This window comes from Brevibacterium sp. GP-SGM9 (assembly GCF_047300845.1).
GTDB lineage: Bacteria > Actinomycetota > Actinomycetes > Actinomycetales > Brevibacteriaceae > Brevibacterium.
In genome coordinates this window covers 2,529,782-2,546,137 of sequence record NZ_CP178563.1, presented here as the reverse complement: position 1 = coordinate 2,546,137, position 16,356 = coordinate 2,529,782, and the positions used below count along the sequence as shown (strand labels likewise).

The following is a 16,356-nucleotide window of genomic DNA, read 5'->3' as shown; positions in this document are numbered from 1 at the left end:
TGCGGGCGGGCCCGGGGTGCAGGGCGGGTGAAGCGTGCTGATCATCGGTCACGGGGGCGGGTGTGGCTTGCGGATCATCGGTCATGATCACGTCCTGTCGGTGGGGCGGCGACGCCGAGCGGCTGAGGGTGGGGTCGACACGTTCTCTGCCGACTAAGCTCACCCTAACCTATTTATGGGAGTTAGCAACCATAAATATTTCCTCAGCCCCGCCCGAGACCGAGCCGGACGGCCCACCCGACCCTCGCCTCACTCCCGCGAACGTCCCGCGGTGGCGACAGAGACGAGGATCGGCTTGGCCACCTGCAGGCCGAGGCGGATGATGCCGACGCCGATGACCACGCTGGCGAGGATCGTGAGGAAGGTGACCGGTTTGAGCACCAGCGCCGCACCGGCCAGCGGGAGGACGAGGAACAGCCCCAGACCACCGGCGAGCAGCGACACCCAGATGACGGGTCCCAGTACGGCGCGAACCATGGCGCGGTGCATTGTGGCCGGGTCCATGCCCGCGGCGTAGAGGTCCTGGAATGTGTCGGCACGATCATAGACATCGGCAACCTGGTTGATCATGGCGGAGACCGCGATGAGCAGGATCGAGATGCCGATGACGAGGAGGACTCCCGTGAAGATGTCCTGGAACAGGATGATGTCGGCGGTTTGCATTCCGGCGTTCGGGTCATCGGCGGCTTCCATTCCCAACAGCATCAGCGAGATGCCGCTGCCGCCGACCGCAGCGACGAAGGCGGTCATGGCCAGACCGGAGACCCGGCGCCAGAACCGCTTCGGCTCGTCCGAGACCAGCCGGGCCGCGATGAGACGCTCGGGAGTCTTCGCCCGATTGCCGCTGAGATGAGCGAACCATCTGATGAGAAGCCCGCCGAGGAGGTCGACGACGATGAGGCCGAGAACGAAGACCCCGATGGACAGAGCGATCAGCACTCCCAACCCGAAGCTGCCGCCCTTCGCGAGGGCGACGAGGAAGGGCAGGATGATGATCGCGACCACGGTGAGGATGACGCGGACGATCGGGAACTTCCGCTCCAGCGCCTTCGTCCGCACACCCAGGGGTGAGATCGCGACCTTGCGCAGTCCGATGAGCGCCGAGGCGATGCAGACGAGGATGAGGAAGACGATGACCCCGGCGACGAGCAGCGGGGGCATGAGCAGGTTCTCATAGCCGATGGGCGAGCCGAGGAAGTGGATATAGCTGACCGGCCAGGCCAGTCCCAGGTATCCGATCACACCGAGGATGATGCCGCAGATCGCGGGCACCAGGGGTTCGGCCACGGCGATGCCGACGATGGATGATCGTTTCGCGCCGAGGAGGGACATCGTCGACAGCCGTTCGTCCTGGCGTCGCGCGGACAGGGTCGCCGAGGCGGAGGCGAGTGTGCTCGCCGGAATGACCAGGAGGATTGTCGCGAAGGTCGCGAGGATCTTGTAGGTCGCGTCGAGTCCCTGCGCGGCCGGGTCGGTCGACGGGGGAATCTGGAAGAACATCCAGGCGCCGGCGGCGACCGTGAGGAACAGGGTGGTGCAGGCGAAGAAGGCGCCGGCCACGAGCAGCGCGTTCGAGGATGTCAGCGTCTTGCGACCCAGGACGAGAGGGGCGGCGCGGAGGGCAGTGGACACAAGGGCTCCTTTGAGCGGGACGTGCGGTGTGTTCGTTCGGGCGAGGTCGAGTGCGCTGCTACGCAGTCGGGCAGCGCTCAGCGGGTGTTCTCCGCCGACCGGTAGACGGTCGGCTGGTCCCGGGCCGGGTCGTGCACGGCCGACTGATTCGCCGTGTCGGAGACGATGCGTCCGTCGGCGAGGCGGACGATGCGTGAACAGCGGGCCGCCACGGTTTCGTCGTGGGTGACGACGACCAAGGTCGAGCCGCGCCCGACGGTCGAGTGGAGGAGTTCGGTGAGCACCTCGGCGGAGGTTCTGGAGTCAAGGGCGCCGGTCGGTTCGTCGGCGAAGGTGACCACGGGCTGGGTGACCTGGGCGCGGGCGATGGCGACGCGTTGGGCCTGGCCGCCGGAGAGCTGGCCGATTCGCTTGCCCAGGTGCTCGGCGAGTCCGAGTCGGTGCAGCCAGGCGTGCGCGTGCTTGGTGGCCTCGACTCGTGTCATGCCGCCGAGCATTGCGGCCAGGCTGACATTGTCTTCGGCGGTGAGTTCGGGCAGGAGCAGGCCCTGCTGGAACACGAAGCCGAAGACCTCCCGGCGCAGAGCGGTCCGTCCGGAATCCTTGAGGGAGGTGATCTCGGCTGCGGCGGTGCGATCGGTGGGCTGGAGCCGGATGACTCCCTCGTCTGGTCGGATGATTCCGGCCAGGCAGTGCAGCAGGGTGGTCTTGCCGGATCCCGAGGGGCCCATGATTGCCAGGGACTCGCCGAGTCCGATGCTCAGATCGACGCCGGCGAGCGCATAGGTCTGGTTGTAGTGCTTGGTCACGTGTGAGGCCGCGATGATGGCGGGAAGCTGAGAATTTGTCATGTCTCCAGGCTTTCGCACCTGAACCTGCGCGACCATGAAGCCGTCCCATCACTCGGTCGCGGAAAACCCGACTCTCGGTTCGGGGAACCCGGCATGCAGGACAGAACATCTCGATGCATTGTGACCTCGATGGTCGCAGAGTTCCGTGATCGCGCCGTCGGCCGAGTCAAGGAACTACCCACTCTCTCCTGGTCGGCTCCCTCAGCTCTGGTCTCTCATCAACTCGTCACGAATGTCGACCTTGAGAACCTTGCCGACCTTGGATCTGGGCAGATTTCCCCAGGTTTCGATGCGCTTCGGGGTCTTCACGCTCCCGATCCGCGCCTTCACATGTGCCCGCAGCTCATCGCTGCTCGCCTCACCACCTCGGCGAAGCTGGACGACGGCGGACACCATCTCACCCCAGTGTTCGTCCGGCAGTCCGATGACGGCGCAGTCCTGAACGGCGGGATGGGACAGCAGAGCCTGCTCGACCTCGGTGGAGTACACATTGAAGCCCCCGGTGATGATCATGTCTTTGGCCCGATCGACGACGTAGAGGTAGTGCTCCTCGTCGAGATAGCCGATGTCTCCCGTATGATGCCATCCGAATCGAGTGGCCTCCTCGGTGGCCGCGGAATTGCGGTAGTAGCCGTCCATCACGAGTGACCCGCGCACGACGATCTCTCCACGTTCACCCCGCGGCAGCAGCTTCCCGTCGGGGTCCATGATCTCGACCGTGCACAGTGGAGTGGGCTTGCCTGCGGAGGACAACCGCTGTTTTGCCACACGCCCGTCCGGCAGGAAGTGGTCGTCAGGTGCCAAGGTCGAAATCATCATCGGTGCCTCGGTCTGCCCGAACAGCTGCGCCATGACCGGACCGATCTTCTCCAGTGCTTCCTCCAATCGTGCGGGCGACATGGGGGCAGCCCCGTACCACAGGCATTCCAGCGAGCTCATATCTGTGGATTCGAGTCCCGCCTCGGCGAGGATCATATAGACGATCGTCGGTGGAAGGAAAGAATGGGTGATCCGGTGCTTCTCCACATTGGCGAGGAACAGACCGACGTCTGCACTGCGCATGATGACGATCTCCCCTCCGAGAGACAGTATCGGGAAGCAGAGGACGCCGGCAGCGTGCGTGAGCGGCGCCATCGCCAGATAGATCGGTCTCTTCGTGAACGGGTAGGACATCAGGGTCAGTGCAGTCATCGTCTCGAGATTCCGATTCGACAGCATCACGCCCTTCGGCTTACCGGTGGTCCCCCCGGTTCCGACGACCATCGCCAGGTCACCCACCGGTGCGCCGGTCGCCTGCGTCGATTGACCGCCGACGAGGAATTCGTCCCACCCGAGACCGCTGTCCGGCTGCGCATCGAGGCAGATCCACGTATGAACCTTCGGCAGATCCTCGCGAATGCGTCCCACCAGTTCCGTGTAGGCATTCGAATAGATCACGGTGGCACATTCCGAGAGATCCAGCAGTTCACGATTCTCGTGAGCCTCGTTGCGTGGGTTGATCGGACACCAGACCGCTCCGATCCGGCTGATGCCGAAGACACAGGTGAATGCGATCGGATCATTGCCCGAAATGATCGCCACCTTGTCTCCCGGCCCGACGCCTCTGGCCGCGAGTCCTGCGCCGATCCGATCGGACAGGCTGCGCACCTGCTCATAGCTGAGCGTCTCCCCATCGGTGGTCAGACACGGTGCGGTCGGGTCGATGGATGCGCCTTTGTCAAGGAAATCGGAGAGTCGCATGTTCGTCGTCCTTTTCGTGGAGGTCCGGTCCCACCTCAGCCGTTGACCGTGAGCACGGGTTCGGCGACCAGCCCGAATTCCCGGAGGACCCCGAGCAGCTGTTCATGGCCGAAGGCCTGACACCCCGAAGCGAAGCCCACCCGCCGAGGCGGTTGCTGGAGCAGGTGATAAGCGCCGTATGCCTGGAGCAGACCAGTCTGCTGGTAGTTGCTGTTTCCGTGGATGACGCAGTGTGCCCGCCCCAGCGGTCCGCTGGCGTGGACGGAGTCGAGTGACTTGTTCACCAGCGGATTCTCCCGCGGCGGCATTTCACTCATGACCTGTGCAGCGGTCTCGGTCAGCACCTTGTCGCGTTCGGCTTCGGACATGTCTTTGGTCTGTTCCAGAGCATTGGCCACGATCACCGGGACGCCGCGCATCAAGGGCGTATTGAACACACCGCCCTGAGCCTTCACATTGGCGACACGAGGGTCGTTCTTGAACCACACCGGATGGCTGGTGCCGCCCCACGGCAGAGACTGAGCGAGTTCGTGCTGACCTGGAACGACGAGGGGCACAAGTCCTTCGTTCGGGTCGAATTCTGTGTACTGATTGCGTTCGAGGTAGTAGGCCTTCGAGGTCGCGGCGTTGACAAGAATCGTCTGTGTCGACGCGATCGTCGGACTCCCGCCCCAGAACACTGCGATATCGAGGGTGTCGAGGCCGGGTGTCTCGAGGCACAGGTTCGCAGCGATCTCACCGATCGTATACATCTGCGCCAGTCCCGGCGAGAGCAGGAGCCCCTTCTCTGCGAACTGCTGTCCGTACTGCTCGGCGCAGGTGATCAGCCAATCCTGCTCCCCAGAGGTGTCGGAGTAGTGGGCTCCGGCGGCAAGTGCTGCCTCGACGGCTGTGGGCCCGTATTTGCTGAATGGTCCGACGGTGTTGATAACCACCTCGGCGCCGGTGAAGAGTTCGGTCAGCGCTCCGAGCTCGTCGGCCACTTCGCTCACTTCATAGTCTGCGGTTTCGATGCCGGGGACATTGGATCTCATCGAATCCTTGAGGCGCTGTTCATTTCGTCCCGCTGCGAGAAATGGGACTCCGTATTGGCGCAGATACTCGCAGATGATTCGTCCCGTGTATCCGCTTGCTCCATAGACGACTACGGGTTTGGACTGTTCGGACATCGGTGTCTCCTTCTTCATTTCTGCTGTGTATGGACTCTTCGGCCTCGTGCGGGTTCACATACCCATTCCGCCATCGACCTGCAGTGCGACGCCGTTGACGAAACGGGACTGATCGGAGGCCAAGAACATCAGCCCCTCGGTGATGTCCTTCTCTTCGGCCAGCCGCCCGGACGGGGTCAGCTCCACGACTGCCTGGACTGCGGCTTCCGGGCTGTCGAACAGTCCGATCTCCGCAACATCACCGGCGAGAGCGGCGCCCATCGCATTGGGAACCAGCCCGGGCAGGAGGCAGTTCACGCGAACTCCGTAGCCGAGCTTTCCGCTTTCCATCGCCGCGACTCTGGTCAAGCGGTCGATCGCCGATTTGGTCGCCGAATAGACCGCGATCCCGGGAAAGGAGATTCTGGCCGCCACCGAGGCGACATTGATGATCGTCCCGCCCTCGCCTGCCGATCCGCCGGGTCGCATCGCGCGCAGACCGTGTTTGAGGCCGAGGATCGTCCCGAGGACATTGACGTCGAGAAGCTTTCTTGCCTCGTGGGCGTCGATATCGGTGAGCAGGCTGGTGATCTCCACCCCGGCGTTGTTGATGAGGATGTCCAGGCCGCCGAGTGCGCTGACCGTCGAATCGATGGCTTCCTGCCACGAGGTGTCGTCGGCCACGTCGTGCTTGACGAAGTGATGGCCCTCTCCCAGGTCTGCAGCAACCTCGGCGCCTCTGTCTTGGAGATCGGCGATCGCCACCTGCGCTCCGGCCGCGGCCAATGCGCGTGCATACGATTCGCCGAGTCCCTGCGCCCCACCGGTTACCAGTGCTCGACGCCCCTTCAGGTCATAGATTGACATTCTGGCTCCTTTGCCATGACTTCCATCCTGGATGACCAGCGTCACATTTTTTCTTGACAGCTGTCAAGACCAAGTGTCCAGACCATTTGATAAGAACGTGCGCGACGGCTACGATCGACAGGTGGCACAAACCCGGACTCCGGCGAATTCTGCCCGCAGCAGAAGAGGCGCCGGCAGCTACGACGAACGCCGAATCAAGCTCGCAGAATCGGCTCTGCGAACACTCGGCGAATTGGGTTATGCCCGAACGAGTCTGCGAGAGATCGCCGCCAACTCGGAGTTCAGCCACGGTGTCGTCCACTACTACTTTCGCGACAAGACCGAACTCATCGTCTTCTGCGTCAAGCACTACAAGACGCAATGCATGCACCGCTACGACTCGGTGGTCGAGGACTCCAGCACGGCGGAGGGACTCTTGACGGGGTTCGCCGAGAAACTCGTGCAGACACTGACCGAAGAACCCTCGATGCACAGGCTCTGGTACGACCTCCGCTCGCAGAGCATGTTCCAGGAGGAGCTCCGGGAGGATGTGTATGACATCGACAGGGGACTCGAGGACATGATCTGGCGAGTCGTGACCCGATACGCCGATCTCAGTGGGGGCCGACCACTCGTCGAGTCTCGTGCCGCCTACACGATGTTCGACGGCATCTTCGAAAGCGCTCTGCGCGACTTCATCGCCGACCGCGCGGGTGCAATCGAGTGGATCAAGGAGCAGGTGGCCACCTTGCTGCCGGCCTTCTGCTCGCCTCCGTCGGTTCCCGAGTCGAAGTGAGCGACGGAGCCTGCCTTCCGGATTCTGTCAGGGCAGCAGCACGATGACCGTATGGATGAGCAGTCCGACGAGTGCGCCGATGACGGTGCCGTTGATGCGGATGTACTGCAGGTCCCGGCCGACATAGAGTTCGATCCGATCCGAGGCCTCCTTGGCGTCCCACCGTTCGATGGTGTCGGAGATGACGCTGGCGATCTCGGGGCCGAAGCTCTCGGCCAGGTCTCCGGCGGTCGTCGCAATCTGGTCGTCGATCCTCGTCGCGAACTCCGTATCGGTCTGCAGGCGCTGGGCGAATTCGCCGATCAGCTCGGAGATCCGGCCGCGGACCTCGCCGTCGGTGTCGATGATGGCCTGGCGCAGCAGCTGCTTGAGTGAGGTCCAGATCTCGAGCACCGAACCGACGACGCCGTCCTGGGTGAGGAGGTCGTTGATGATGACCTCCGCCCTCTGGGAGAGCGAGGACTCCGAGTCGAGGTCGTCGGAGAGGTCGACGAGCCAGGCGTCGAGGGCCTGGCGAGCCTTGTGGTATTCGTTGTCGCGGACGTCGGCGACCCAGCCGAGGACTTCGCGCTGCAGGCGGTTGGCCAGCTGCTCGTTGACGAAGTCGGGCACCCAGGACGGTGCTCGGTTGTGGACGATCTCGTCGATGACCTGCGGATTGTCGCCCAGCCAGGTGTAGGCCTCGGCGACGATGAGGTCGACGAGTTTGTGGTGGGCGCCGTCGAGCACGATCTGACGCAGCAGCTGGGCAAGCACGGGAGTCTTACGCGTGGCGACGAGTCTGGGAATGATGACGTTCCTGGTCAGCGCCTCGACCGAATCGTCGTTGATGCGGGCCAGGACATATTCGAGACCGCCGGCGGCACGGTCGACGACGATGTCCCGGTTGCCCGGCTTGCTCAGCCACTCGCCGGCCCGGTGCGAGACCTGAGCGGACCGGATCTTCGTCGACACTGCCTCGGCGTGAAGGAAGTTCGCGGCGACGAACGCGGACAGGCTCGCCCCCAGGGTGTCCTTCTTGCGGGGGATGATCGCGGTGTGCGGGATCGGCAGGCCAAGGGGGTGCCGGAAGAGCGCGGTGACGGCGAACCAGTCGGCGATCGCGCCGATCATCGCCGCCTCGGAAGCGCGGGAGACGAAGCCCCACACCCCGGTGTTGTCGGTGAAGAGGTGGGTGGAGAGGAAGATGAGCGTCGCGAGGATGAGCAGAGACAGCGCGAGAGTGCGCATCCGGCGCAGGCCGCGTGCCCGTTCCTGATCCTCCGGCGTGAGTTCGGCCGGGCCGCCGAATTGCGGCACATTCGGTGCTTTGTCGATCGACATCATTCCCCCTTCTCCTCTTACCGACTCTAGCGAAGCCGACCGCCGGGGCGGGCATCCCCGGGCTGTGCCGCGGCTGGGAACTTGTCGGGCCAGGCACCGCAGGAGGGTTCGAAGGCACCATCAGGATCCGGCGTCGGTGCGTCGGCATTGGTACCGTGAACGCATGATTCGCGAACTGACGCCGAACGAACGCGAAGCGGCGCTGCTCATGATTCGCCGCGCCACCGCGTCCCCTGACGAGACCGATTACGCGAGCTTCACCGAGGAACAGCGTGAGGTGTGGGACCCGCCAGAGCCCATCAGAGACGAACAGCGGCGGCTCTGGGAGGACAACCTCGCCGAGGTGGTCGTGACGAACGAGTGCACATGCGGCTCCTGCCCGAGCATCGGCATGCGTCCTCGGTCGCGTGCAGACGATGAGAGTCGCGACGATGTCGGCGGCGAAGGTGACTGGTCGAAGCGCATCGTCCTCGATGCCGGCACGTCCGGCGCGATGCTTCTGCTCTTCATCGACGATGACAGCCCCGGCTACCTCGAATTGGCACCGATCGAGGATGGCGGCACCTTCGCCGAGTTCCCGCGCGCCGAGGATATGGACTTCTGAGCCCAAACGGACATGATGGCGATTAGGCTCGGATGATGGCGTACTTCGATGACCGCGGTCGGGCGGAATCCTTCGGCCAGGTGGCCGAGGACTATGACCGGTTCCGGCCGCGCTATCCCGCATCCCTCATCGCGGCGATCCTCGAGGCCGGTTAGGGTGCTCCAGTCGAACCTCCTCGGCGAGAGGTCCTGCGCATTCTCGATGTCGGCTCCGGAACCGGAATCCTCGCAACGCAGCTCGCCGCTGCCGGTGCCGACGTCCTCGCCGTCGAGCCCGATGATCAGATGGCGGCCATCGCCGCAGCCAAGGGTCTGCCCGTCGAGATCAGCACCTTCGAGCAGTGGCAGGCGGTGGGCCGGACCTTCGACCTCGTGACCTTCGGGCAATCCTTCCACTGGGTCAACCCCGCAATAGCCCTGCCACGTATCCGCGAAATCCTAGCCTCAGGCGGAAGATTGGCCCTGACCTGGAACGACGTTCAGGCTCTCGGAGAGGTGAGCGAGCGCCTGACCGCGATCGCCGATCGCTTTCATCCCGAGGGAGGAACCGCCACGCTCGGGCACGCCGCGGATTCGCAGGCAGACGAAAGCTCCTCCGGACCGGACCGCTTCGCCCCGGTCGACCACCCGGCGCTCGAGGACCTTCACAGGCACGGGTTCACCGCGAGTGTGCGTCATTTCGACGAGGCGCTGCACTTCACCGCGGACGCGTGGCTGTCGATGATCTTCACCCACTCGGCACAGCTGACCATGCCGGACCCCAGCAGGACGGCGATGCGCACCGAGCTGGCCGCGGCGATCCCGGAGTCCGGGGTTGAGGCACGCAATCATGCCCTGCTCATCCTCGCCGAGCCGCTGCACACCCCTCGCTGAGCGGTTGCGCACCCCTCGCCGAACCGCTGCGCACCCCTCAGCGAAGCTGACACACCTAGAACTGACACAACCTACAGGTGCTTCGGTAGGTTGTGTCAGTCTCACGTCGTTGTGCCGTTCTTACGTCGTTGTGCCGTTCTTACGTCGTTCAGCCAGTCTCACGTCGTTGTGCCGACATCTCGCAGTCTGACCCGCGCGGACTGCGCCGAAGACAGCGAGCGTAAGGTGTCCTGGTCAGGTCGTCGATCCCTCACCCCTGAGGCATCACCCCGAGGCGATCGCCGAATCACCTCCGAGCACAGTCAGGAGCAGCCGTGTCAGCACAGCCTGCCGAGGCCACCATCCGCGAAATCACCGAACTCATCGGATTCGATACGACCAGCCGGGACACGAACCTCCCGCTCATCGATCATGTCGAAGCCCGCCTCGAAGCGGCGGGACTGAGCTCGCAGCACATCCCCAATGCCGAAGGCACGAAGGCGAACCTCCTGGCCACGATTCCCGCCGCCGACGGCTCCACCTCCGGGGGCATCGTCCTCTCCGGTCACACGGACGTCGTCCCCATCGACGGCCAGGACTGGTCGAGTCAGCCGTTCACCCCCGACACCCGCGACGGCAAGCTCTATGCCCGCGGCAGCGCAGACATGAAGTCCTTCATCGGCGTCATCCTCGCCAAGCTTCCCGAGCTCACCTCCGCGAAGCTCGCCGAACCCATCCATCTCGCCTTCTCCTACGACGAGGAGATCGGCTGCGTCGGCGCCATCGACCTCGTCGACACGATCACCGAGAAAGGCCTGGCCCCGCGCGGCTGTATCGTCGGCGAGCCTTCGAGCATGCGCGTCATCCGCGGCCACAAGTCGATGAACGTCTTCCGCGTCGACTTCCACGGCGTCGCCGCCCATTCCTCGCTGACCCCGGAGGGCGTGAATGCGATCGCCTACGCCGCCGAGTTCGTCGCCTTCGTCCACGCCGTAGCCGCCGAATTCCGGACCGACGGACCCTTCGACGACGCCTATGTCGTGCCCTTCACGACGGTCACCGCGAACACGATCACCGGCGGAATCGCCATCAACACCATCCCCGCCGAGGCGAGCGTCGAGTTCGAATTCCGGTCCTTGGGTGCCGTCGACCAGCAGGCCCTCATCGCCCGCTTCCGCGCCGAGGCCGAGCGCTTGGGCAGGCAGATGGCTGCCGAGAACGAGGCCGCCGGCGTCGACTTCACGGTCACCGCTGCCGCCCCCGGCTGCGAGACCCCGGCCGATGCAGAAATCGTGTCCTTGGCTGCCAGCTGGGGCGGCATCGCCACCGATGACAAGGTCACCTACGGCACCGAGGCGGGCCTGTTCTCCAACGCCGGCATCCCGACCGTCGTCTGCGGCCCCGGAGACATCGCCCAGGCCCACGCCCCCGACGAGTTCATCGAACTGAGCCAGATCGCCGCCTGCGAATCCTTCATCGACTCCCTCGTCACCGATCTCAGCAGGAGCTGAGGCAAGCACGACCGCCTCGGCACGGCCCGAATCTCCTGAGCTCAGCTCCGGTCGACCGGTGCAGCACCGCCTCGGCGCCGGTGTGACCCGGGCGATCACCCCGCGAAGACACCGACGACGAGGTTGATCGCCGTGGCCAAGATGACCGCATTGAAGACGTAGGAGAGCAGGCTGTGGCGCAGCACCACGGCTCGGATCTCGGTGGTCGACACGCTCGTGTCGGTGACGCCGAAGGTCATCCCCACGGCGAAGCCGAAGTAGAGGAAGTCCTGGTAGTTCGGGGTGGTGCCCGTGTTGAAGTCGATCCCCGATGGCGTGGGGCGGTCGAAGTAGAGGAACGCATAGCGGGCCGAATAGAGCAGCTGCAGACCCGCCCAGGACATGAACACGCCGAGGAGGGCGATCGCGGCCGGCCACGCACCGGCATCCGATCCGCCCAGGATCAGCAGGCCGACGATGCCGCCGATGCCCAGCAGCTGAGCCACGGTGATGACGACCTCGTCGACGACGGGCCGGAAGTCCTCACGTTTCGCATTGGACCGGGTCGCCTCGGCGTCCATCGGCCACAGCACCACGGTGCCGAGGACGACGAACACCGTCGTGACCACGGTGATGCCGACCAAGGCGCCCAGGGCTGCTCCGGCCCCGAATCCGACGAGGATTCCGGCGATCACACCGAGAACGATCGAGGCGATCAGCCGATTGGTGGCGCTGATGAACAGCCTTCCCATGGGTGCTCCGTTCGTTCGTGCAAGGGCGACTCGGGCCCGGAAATGTCGCGTCATCCACTGTTGCACACCCGCCTGTCGACCGTAACCCCGGCCAACGATGTACACTGATTTCGCTGAAGCCTTAGGTAAGGCTAAATTCATGCAATTTATCTTGATCAATGGAACACCGAGGCGACACATCCCTGCCACCTCGGCGAACAGACAGAAGAAGGTCGGATGTTCGTCGCGAATCTCCTCATCGCCCTGCGTGAGGGCCTTGAGGCCACTCTCGTCATCGGCATCCTCGTCGGCTACCTCGTCAAGACCGACCGCCGGGATGTGCTGCCCAAGCTCTGGCTGGCCGTGGGCCTGGCCGCCCTGATCCCGCTGACCATCGGTGCCCTGCTGACCTGGGGTCCGAAGACGCTGACCTTCCAGGCGCAGGAGATCATCGGCGGCAGCCTCTCCATCGTCACCGTCGCTCTGGTCACGGGCATGATCTTCTGGATGGGCAAACACTCCCGGCATCTCAAGGGCGAACTCGAATCCTCGCTGGCCGGGTCCCTGTCGAAGCGATTCTCCGGGTGGGGAATCGTCGGGTTGGCCGTCCTCGCCGTGGGCCGCGAAGGCGCGGAGACGGCACTGTTCATCTGGGCCACGGTCCGCTCCTCGGTGGAGAACAGCGTCCTGGCCACCACCGCCGGGGTCATCGTCGGGCTGATCCTGGCCGTCGTCCTCGGCTGGATCATCTACCGCGGCTCCCGACGCATCAACATGAAGCTCTTCTTCTCGGTCACCGGCTACTTACTCATCCTCGTCGCCGCCGGCATCTTCTCCTACGGGATCGGCGACCTCCAGGAGGCGGGAGTGCTGCCGGGCATCATGAACCATGCCTGGGACTTCAGCGGCGCCCTGCCCGGTCCGGGCTCCCCGATCTACTGGCTCTACGTGCTCGGCCAGGCGATCTTCCAGGTCAACGTGCAACCGACAGTGCTGCAGACCATCGGATGGATTGTCTACATCGTCCCGGTCGTCGTCCTCTTCGCCCGCCAGGTGCACGGGCGCACGCGCCCCGCCGGCACCTCGGCGCCCGGTTCGACCTCTTCCTCGACTTCTCGTCCGACGTCCTCCTCGACCCCTCGCTCAACCACCTCCTCGACCCCCACCTCGGCGGGGGAATCGAGCACACAGACTTCTCCCTCACTCGCCACAAGCGAGAGCCGCGAGAGCCCGGTGACACCCTCGGCCGGCCCTCCGGACACCGGAGAGCCCCGACGGTGACCCGTCCGCCCCATCAGTCAATGCCCCACCACACCACTCAAGGATGACAATGAAACGTCACACCGCTCTGCTCGCCCTCCCGACAGCCACGCTCATGGCTCTCTCCCTGGCGGCCTGCACCGACAATCCCCAGAATCAGAAGTCCGCTTCCGGCGACGGAGACGGGGACGGTGTCACGGTGACCATCACCGACGACTCCTGCGATGTCTCCCCGGCCGAGTTCCCGTCCGGCAAAGTGACGTTCACGGTGACCAACAACGGCACCAAGCCCAACGAGTTCGAAGTCCTCGCCGAGAACAAGCTGCAGATCGAATCGGAACGGGAAAACATCGGCCCCGGCACGACCGCCACGCTGACCACGGCGCTGGACGAAGGCACCTACTACACGGCCTGCAAGCCGAACATGGTCGGCGACTTCGTCGGACTGGCCGAACTCGCCGTGACCAAAGGCCAAGAGGTTACGGTCTCCGATGACGTCCAGGCAGCCGAAGACGAGGCGATCACGAACTACACCGGCTACGTCAAGGACCAGGTCGGGCAGCTCGTCGATGCGACGAAGGAGTTCACCGACGCCTACACCTCGGGCGACACCGAGAAGGCCAAGGCCCTGTTCCCACTCGCGAGGCAGCACTACGAGCGCATCGAGCCGACCGCCGAATCCTTCGGCGTCAAGGAGGCCGGTGACCTCGATGGTGCATTGGACGCACGCGTGCAGGACCTGTCGGCCGACGCCGGCAAGAAGCCGAACGACCCCGAGGTCCTCAAGGACTGGACCGGTTGGCACCGCATCGAGGCCGATCTCTTCGCCGGGAAGTCCGAAGGGTTCGCCTTCGAATCCGAGGCCGACCGGAAGAAGGTCGCCGATCAGCTGGGCGAGGACACCCAGACGCTCTACGACCTCGTCTACGGCAAGGTCGACGGGGCCAGCGGCAAGTTCGAGCTCAAGCTCTCCGATGTCGCCACCGGTGCCTCCGACCTCATGGAAGAGGTGGCCCTGTCGAAGATCGGCGGCGAGGAGGAGACCTTCTCCCACACCGACCTCTACGACTTCAAGGCGAACGTCGAAGGCGCCGAGGTGGCCTACGGCAACGTGGAGAAGCTCGTCGAGGAGCAGGATCCGGATCTCGCGAAGCGCATCACCCACAACCTCGACAAGGTCAACGAGCTGCTCGAGAAGCAGACGGACGGCAAGGACGACGACGGCAACGTCCTCTACAAGGACTACTCGAAGGTCGCCAGCGTGCAGAAGGACGCCGGCGAAGCTCCGAAGGACACCGACTACACGAAGACCCAGCAGGAGTTCTCCGATGCGGTCAACGCCCTGAGCGAACCCCTGTCGAAGGTCAGCGGAACGGTCCTGCACTGAGGTCGAGAAGCGAATGACGAACAGCGACAAGTCCGACGAGGCGGAATCTGCGGGTTCCGCCTCGGCGGAGACCGCCGGACCCTCTGAGTCGGCCGAAGGACGGTTCCGCGGCATCGGTCGCAGGCGCCTCTTCGCCCTCGGCGGGGCCGCCGGAGCCCTCGGCATCGCCGGGGTCGGCGGTAGTGCCGTCGGGTACGGCGTGCGGGCCTCTCAGGAGCACAAACGCTCCGCGACGCAGCTGAGCTACCCTTTCCGGCAGGCGGTGCAGCAGGGAATCCTCACGCCGGCTCAGGACAATATGTACACGGCGGCCTTCGACATCGTCGACGAGGACATCGACTCCCTGACGTTCCTCCTCGAGGACTGGACCGTCGCGGCCGAGCAGATGACGGCGGGCGACCTCGTCGGCGGCACTCCGGACGCGAACACCGAACTCCCGCCGAAGGACTCGGGCGAGGTGTGGGGCTACCCGCCCAGTGGGCTGACGATCACCTTCGGGTTCGGACGCACCCTCTTCGAGTCGAAGTCGGGCAGGGACCGGTTCGGACTGAAGTCGAAGATGCCTGCCATCCTCGGCGATGGGGTGCCGAAATTCGCGAACGAGGCGCTGCGATCCGACGAATCCGACGGCGACCTCCTCGTTCAGGTCTGTGCGAATGATCCGCAGGTCTGCGTCCACGCCATCCGCAATCTCACTCGGATCGCCTTCGGCACGGCGAAGCTGCGGTGGGGCCAGATCGGGTACGGACGCACCTCCTCGACCTCGACGTCGCAGGAGACGCCGCGCAATCTCTTCGGCTTCAAGGACGGGACGAACAACCTCAAACGCGAGGACGCGCAGAAACAGCTCGCGGAGCATCTGTGGGTCCAGTCCGGCGACGATCCGGCCTCCGACGGGTGGATGGCCGGAGGCACCTACTTCATGGCGCGCAAGATCCACATGTTCCTCGAGATCTGGGATCGCGTCTCCCTGGGCGAGCAGGAGGACATCATCGGTCGCGACAAGCGCTACGGGGCGCCGCAGTCAGTGGCGGCACCGGACGCCGACGAGGAGTTCACCCCGCTCGATTTCGCCGTGAAAGACGCCGAGGGCGAACCGGCCATCGACCCCCGAGCCCATGTCTCGATCGTCGCCCCCGAGCACAACGACGGACGGTTCATGCTTCGTCGCGGATACAACTACACCGATGGAAATGATTCGCTCGGCCGCCTCGACGCCGGCTTGTTCTTCATCGCCTATGTGCGCGATCCACGGACGAACTTCTACCCGATCCTGAAGAAGATGGCGCAGAAGGACCTGCTCACCGAATACCTGCAGCATCAGGGCTCGGCGCTCTTCGCGATCCCACCCGGGGTGGCCGAGGGCGACACGATGATCGGTCAGAAGCTCTTCGCCTGAGGCCCACGTGCTTGGGCACTGGCACGTGCCCGGGTGCAAGTGTCTGACGCTGGCACATAACGCGTGCCGTAGCGTCCCGGCGCGCATCCCACGCGCCGTCGCGTACCGGGCGCGCATTACGTCCTACACTGCGTGACACAACGCCCCGTCCCTCCGGTAGGACGTGTCACTCCTGCGCCGATGTGTCACTCCCTGTAGGACGTAGCGCTCGAGCCCCGCGAGACGCTCACGTCACACCCCCCACGCCCACACGCCCCGCCCGAAAACTCCCACCCACACAGAAACGCCGAGGCGGCAC

Annotated in this window: 13 protein-coding genes and 1 pseudogene; 7 read left to right on the top strand and 7 right to left on the bottom strand. The window is 64.6% G+C overall.

Going from position 1 to position 16,356, the window contains the following annotated elements; translation table 11 throughout:
• Window positions 1–249 precede the first annotated feature (249 nt).
• From ACH82I_RS11500 to ACH82I_RS11480, 5 genes are all read right to left on the bottom strand, one after another.
• Window positions 250–1,632 carry an FtsX-like permease family protein gene (locus tag ACH82I_RS11500; RefSeq protein WP_413332714.1) on the bottom strand — a complete coding sequence of 461 codons (1,383 nt, stop codon included), beginning with the start codon at window positions 1,630–1,632 and terminating at the stop codon, window positions 250–252.
• A 77-nt stretch (window positions 1,633–1,709) separates the two neighbouring features.
• The gene (locus ACH82I_RS11495; protein WP_413332712.1) at window positions 1,710–2,483 is read right to left on the bottom strand and encodes an ABC transporter ATP-binding protein; all 774 of its coding nucleotides are present in this window, start codon (window positions 2,481–2,483) and stop codon (window positions 1,710–1,712) included.
• A gap of 201 nt (window positions 2,484–2,684) precedes the next feature.
• Complete coding sequence (locus tag ACH82I_RS11490) at window positions 2,685–4,223, bottom strand: acyl-CoA synthetase (RefSeq protein WP_413332710.1); 1,539 nt, start codon at window positions 4,221–4,223, stop codon at window positions 2,685–2,687.
• Window positions 4,224–4,258: 35 nt separating this feature from the next.
• Window positions 4,259–5,410 (bottom strand): DUF5938 domain-containing protein, encoded by a 1,152-nt coding sequence (locus ACH82I_RS11485; protein ID WP_413332708.1) that lies wholly within the window; start codon window positions 5,408–5,410, stop codon window positions 4,259–4,261.
• Between the two features lie 36 nt (window positions 5,411–5,446).
• Complete coding sequence (locus tag ACH82I_RS11480; protein WP_413332707.1) at window positions 5,447–6,238, bottom strand: SDR family NAD(P)-dependent oxidoreductase; 792 nt, start codon at window positions 6,236–6,238, stop codon at window positions 5,447–5,449.
• A gap of 121 nt (window positions 6,239–6,359) precedes the next feature.
• Here ACH82I_RS11480 and ACH82I_RS11475 point away from each other — a divergent pair, with 121 nt between their 5' ends.
• Window positions 6,360–7,013: a TetR/AcrR family transcriptional regulator gene (locus ACH82I_RS11475; RefSeq protein WP_413332705.1), complete on the top strand. Its 654-nt coding sequence runs from the start codon at window positions 6,360–6,362 to the stop codon at window positions 7,011–7,013.
• A 27-nt stretch (window positions 7,014–7,040) separates the two neighbouring features.
• Here the strand turns inward: ACH82I_RS11475 and ACH82I_RS11470 are convergent, their stop codons facing one another.
• Window positions 7,041–8,336 carry a DUF445 domain-containing protein gene (locus ACH82I_RS11470; protein ID WP_413336757.1) on the bottom strand — a complete coding sequence of 432 codons (1,296 nt, stop codon included), beginning with the start codon at window positions 8,334–8,336 and terminating at the stop codon, window positions 7,041–7,043.
• Between the two features lie 163 nt (window positions 8,337–8,499).
• Here ACH82I_RS11470 and ACH82I_RS11465 point away from each other — a divergent pair, with 163 nt between their 5' ends.
• From ACH82I_RS11465 to argE, 3 genes and pseudogenes are all read left to right on the top strand, one after another.
• On the top strand, window positions 8,500–8,940 hold the full coding sequence (locus tag ACH82I_RS11465) for a hypothetical protein (RefSeq protein ID WP_413332703.1): 441 nt from the start codon (window positions 8,500–8,502) through the stop codon (window positions 8,938–8,940).
• A 185-nt stretch (window positions 8,941–9,125) separates the two neighbouring features.
• Window positions 9,126–9,812, top strand: a pseudogene (locus tag ACH82I_RS11460) (class I SAM-dependent methyltransferase); the annotation flags it as partial.
• Between the two features lie 314 nt (window positions 9,813–10,126).
• Entirely contained in the window at window positions 10,127–11,302 is a 1,176-nt protein-coding gene (argE, locus tag ACH82I_RS11455) for an acetylornithine deacetylase (RefSeq protein ID WP_413332702.1), read from the top strand.
• Between the two features lie 95 nt (window positions 11,303–11,397).
• On the opposite strand, the gene ACH82I_RS11450 is transcribed toward argE, so the two are convergent.
• On the bottom strand, window positions 11,398–12,033 hold the full coding sequence (locus ACH82I_RS11450) for a DUF1345 domain-containing protein (RefSeq protein ID WP_413332700.1): 636 nt from the start codon (window positions 12,031–12,033) through the stop codon (window positions 11,398–11,400).
• Between the two features lie 216 nt (window positions 12,034–12,249).
• On the opposite strand from ACH82I_RS11450, the gene efeU reads away from it, so the two are divergent.
• From efeU to efeB, 3 genes are read left to right on the top strand one after another with little or no spacing between them, the layout of a single operon-like run.
• The gene (gene efeU / locus ACH82I_RS11445; RefSeq protein WP_413332699.1) at window positions 12,250–13,293 is read left to right on the top strand and encodes an iron uptake transporter permease EfeU; all 1,044 of its coding nucleotides are present in this window, start codon (window positions 12,250–12,252) and stop codon (window positions 13,291–13,293) included.
• Between the two features lie 49 nt (window positions 13,294–13,342).
• Window positions 13,343–14,659: an iron uptake system protein EfeO gene (gene efeO / locus ACH82I_RS11440; RefSeq protein WP_413332697.1), complete on the top strand. Its 1,317-nt coding sequence runs from the start codon at window positions 13,343–13,345 to the stop codon at window positions 14,657–14,659.
• Between the two features lie 13 nt (window positions 14,660–14,672).
• Window positions 14,673–16,058, top strand: coding sequence for an iron uptake transporter deferrochelatase/peroxidase subunit (efeB, locus tag ACH82I_RS11435; protein WP_413332695.1), 1,386 nt, complete (start codon window positions 14,673–14,675; stop codon window positions 16,056–16,058).
• Window positions 16,059–16,356 lie beyond the last annotated feature (298 nt).

Coding starts and splice junctions, on each gene's coding strand:
- ACH82I_RS11490 (WP_413332710.1), bottom strand. CDS start 4,223: ATGCGACTCTCCGATTTCCTTGACAAAGGCGCATCCATCGACCCGACC.
- efeU (WP_413332699.1), top strand. CDS start 12,250: ATGTTCGTCGCGAATCTCCTCATCGCCCTGCGTGAGGGCCTTGAGGCC.
- ACH82I_RS11495 (WP_413332712.1), bottom strand. CDS start 2,483: ATGACAAATTCTCAGCTTCCCGCCATCATCGCGGCCTCACACGTGACC.
- ACH82I_RS11465 (WP_413332703.1), top strand. CDS start 8,500: ATGATTCGCGAACTGACGCCGAACGAACGCGAAGCGGCGCTGCTCATG.
- ACH82I_RS11450 (WP_413332700.1), bottom strand. CDS start 12,033: ATGGGAAGGCTGTTCATCAGCGCCACCAATCGGCTGATCGCCTCGATC.
- ACH82I_RS11485 (WP_413332708.1), bottom strand. CDS start 5,410: ATGAAGAAGGAGACACCGATGTCCGAACAGTCCAAACCCGTAGTCGTC.
- ACH82I_RS11480 (WP_413332707.1), bottom strand. CDS start 6,238: ATGTCAATCTATGACCTGAAGGGGCGTCGAGCACTGGTAACCGGTGGG.
- efeB (WP_413332695.1), top strand. CDS start 14,673: ATGACGAACAGCGACAAGTCCGACGAGGCGGAATCTGCGGGTTCCGCC.
- ACH82I_RS11470 (WP_413336757.1), bottom strand. CDS start 8,336: ATGTCGATCGACAAAGCACCGAATGTGCCGCAATTCGGCGGCCCGGCC.
- efeO (WP_413332697.1), top strand. CDS start 13,343: ATGAAACGTCACACCGCTCTGCTCGCCCTCCCGACAGCCACGCTCATG.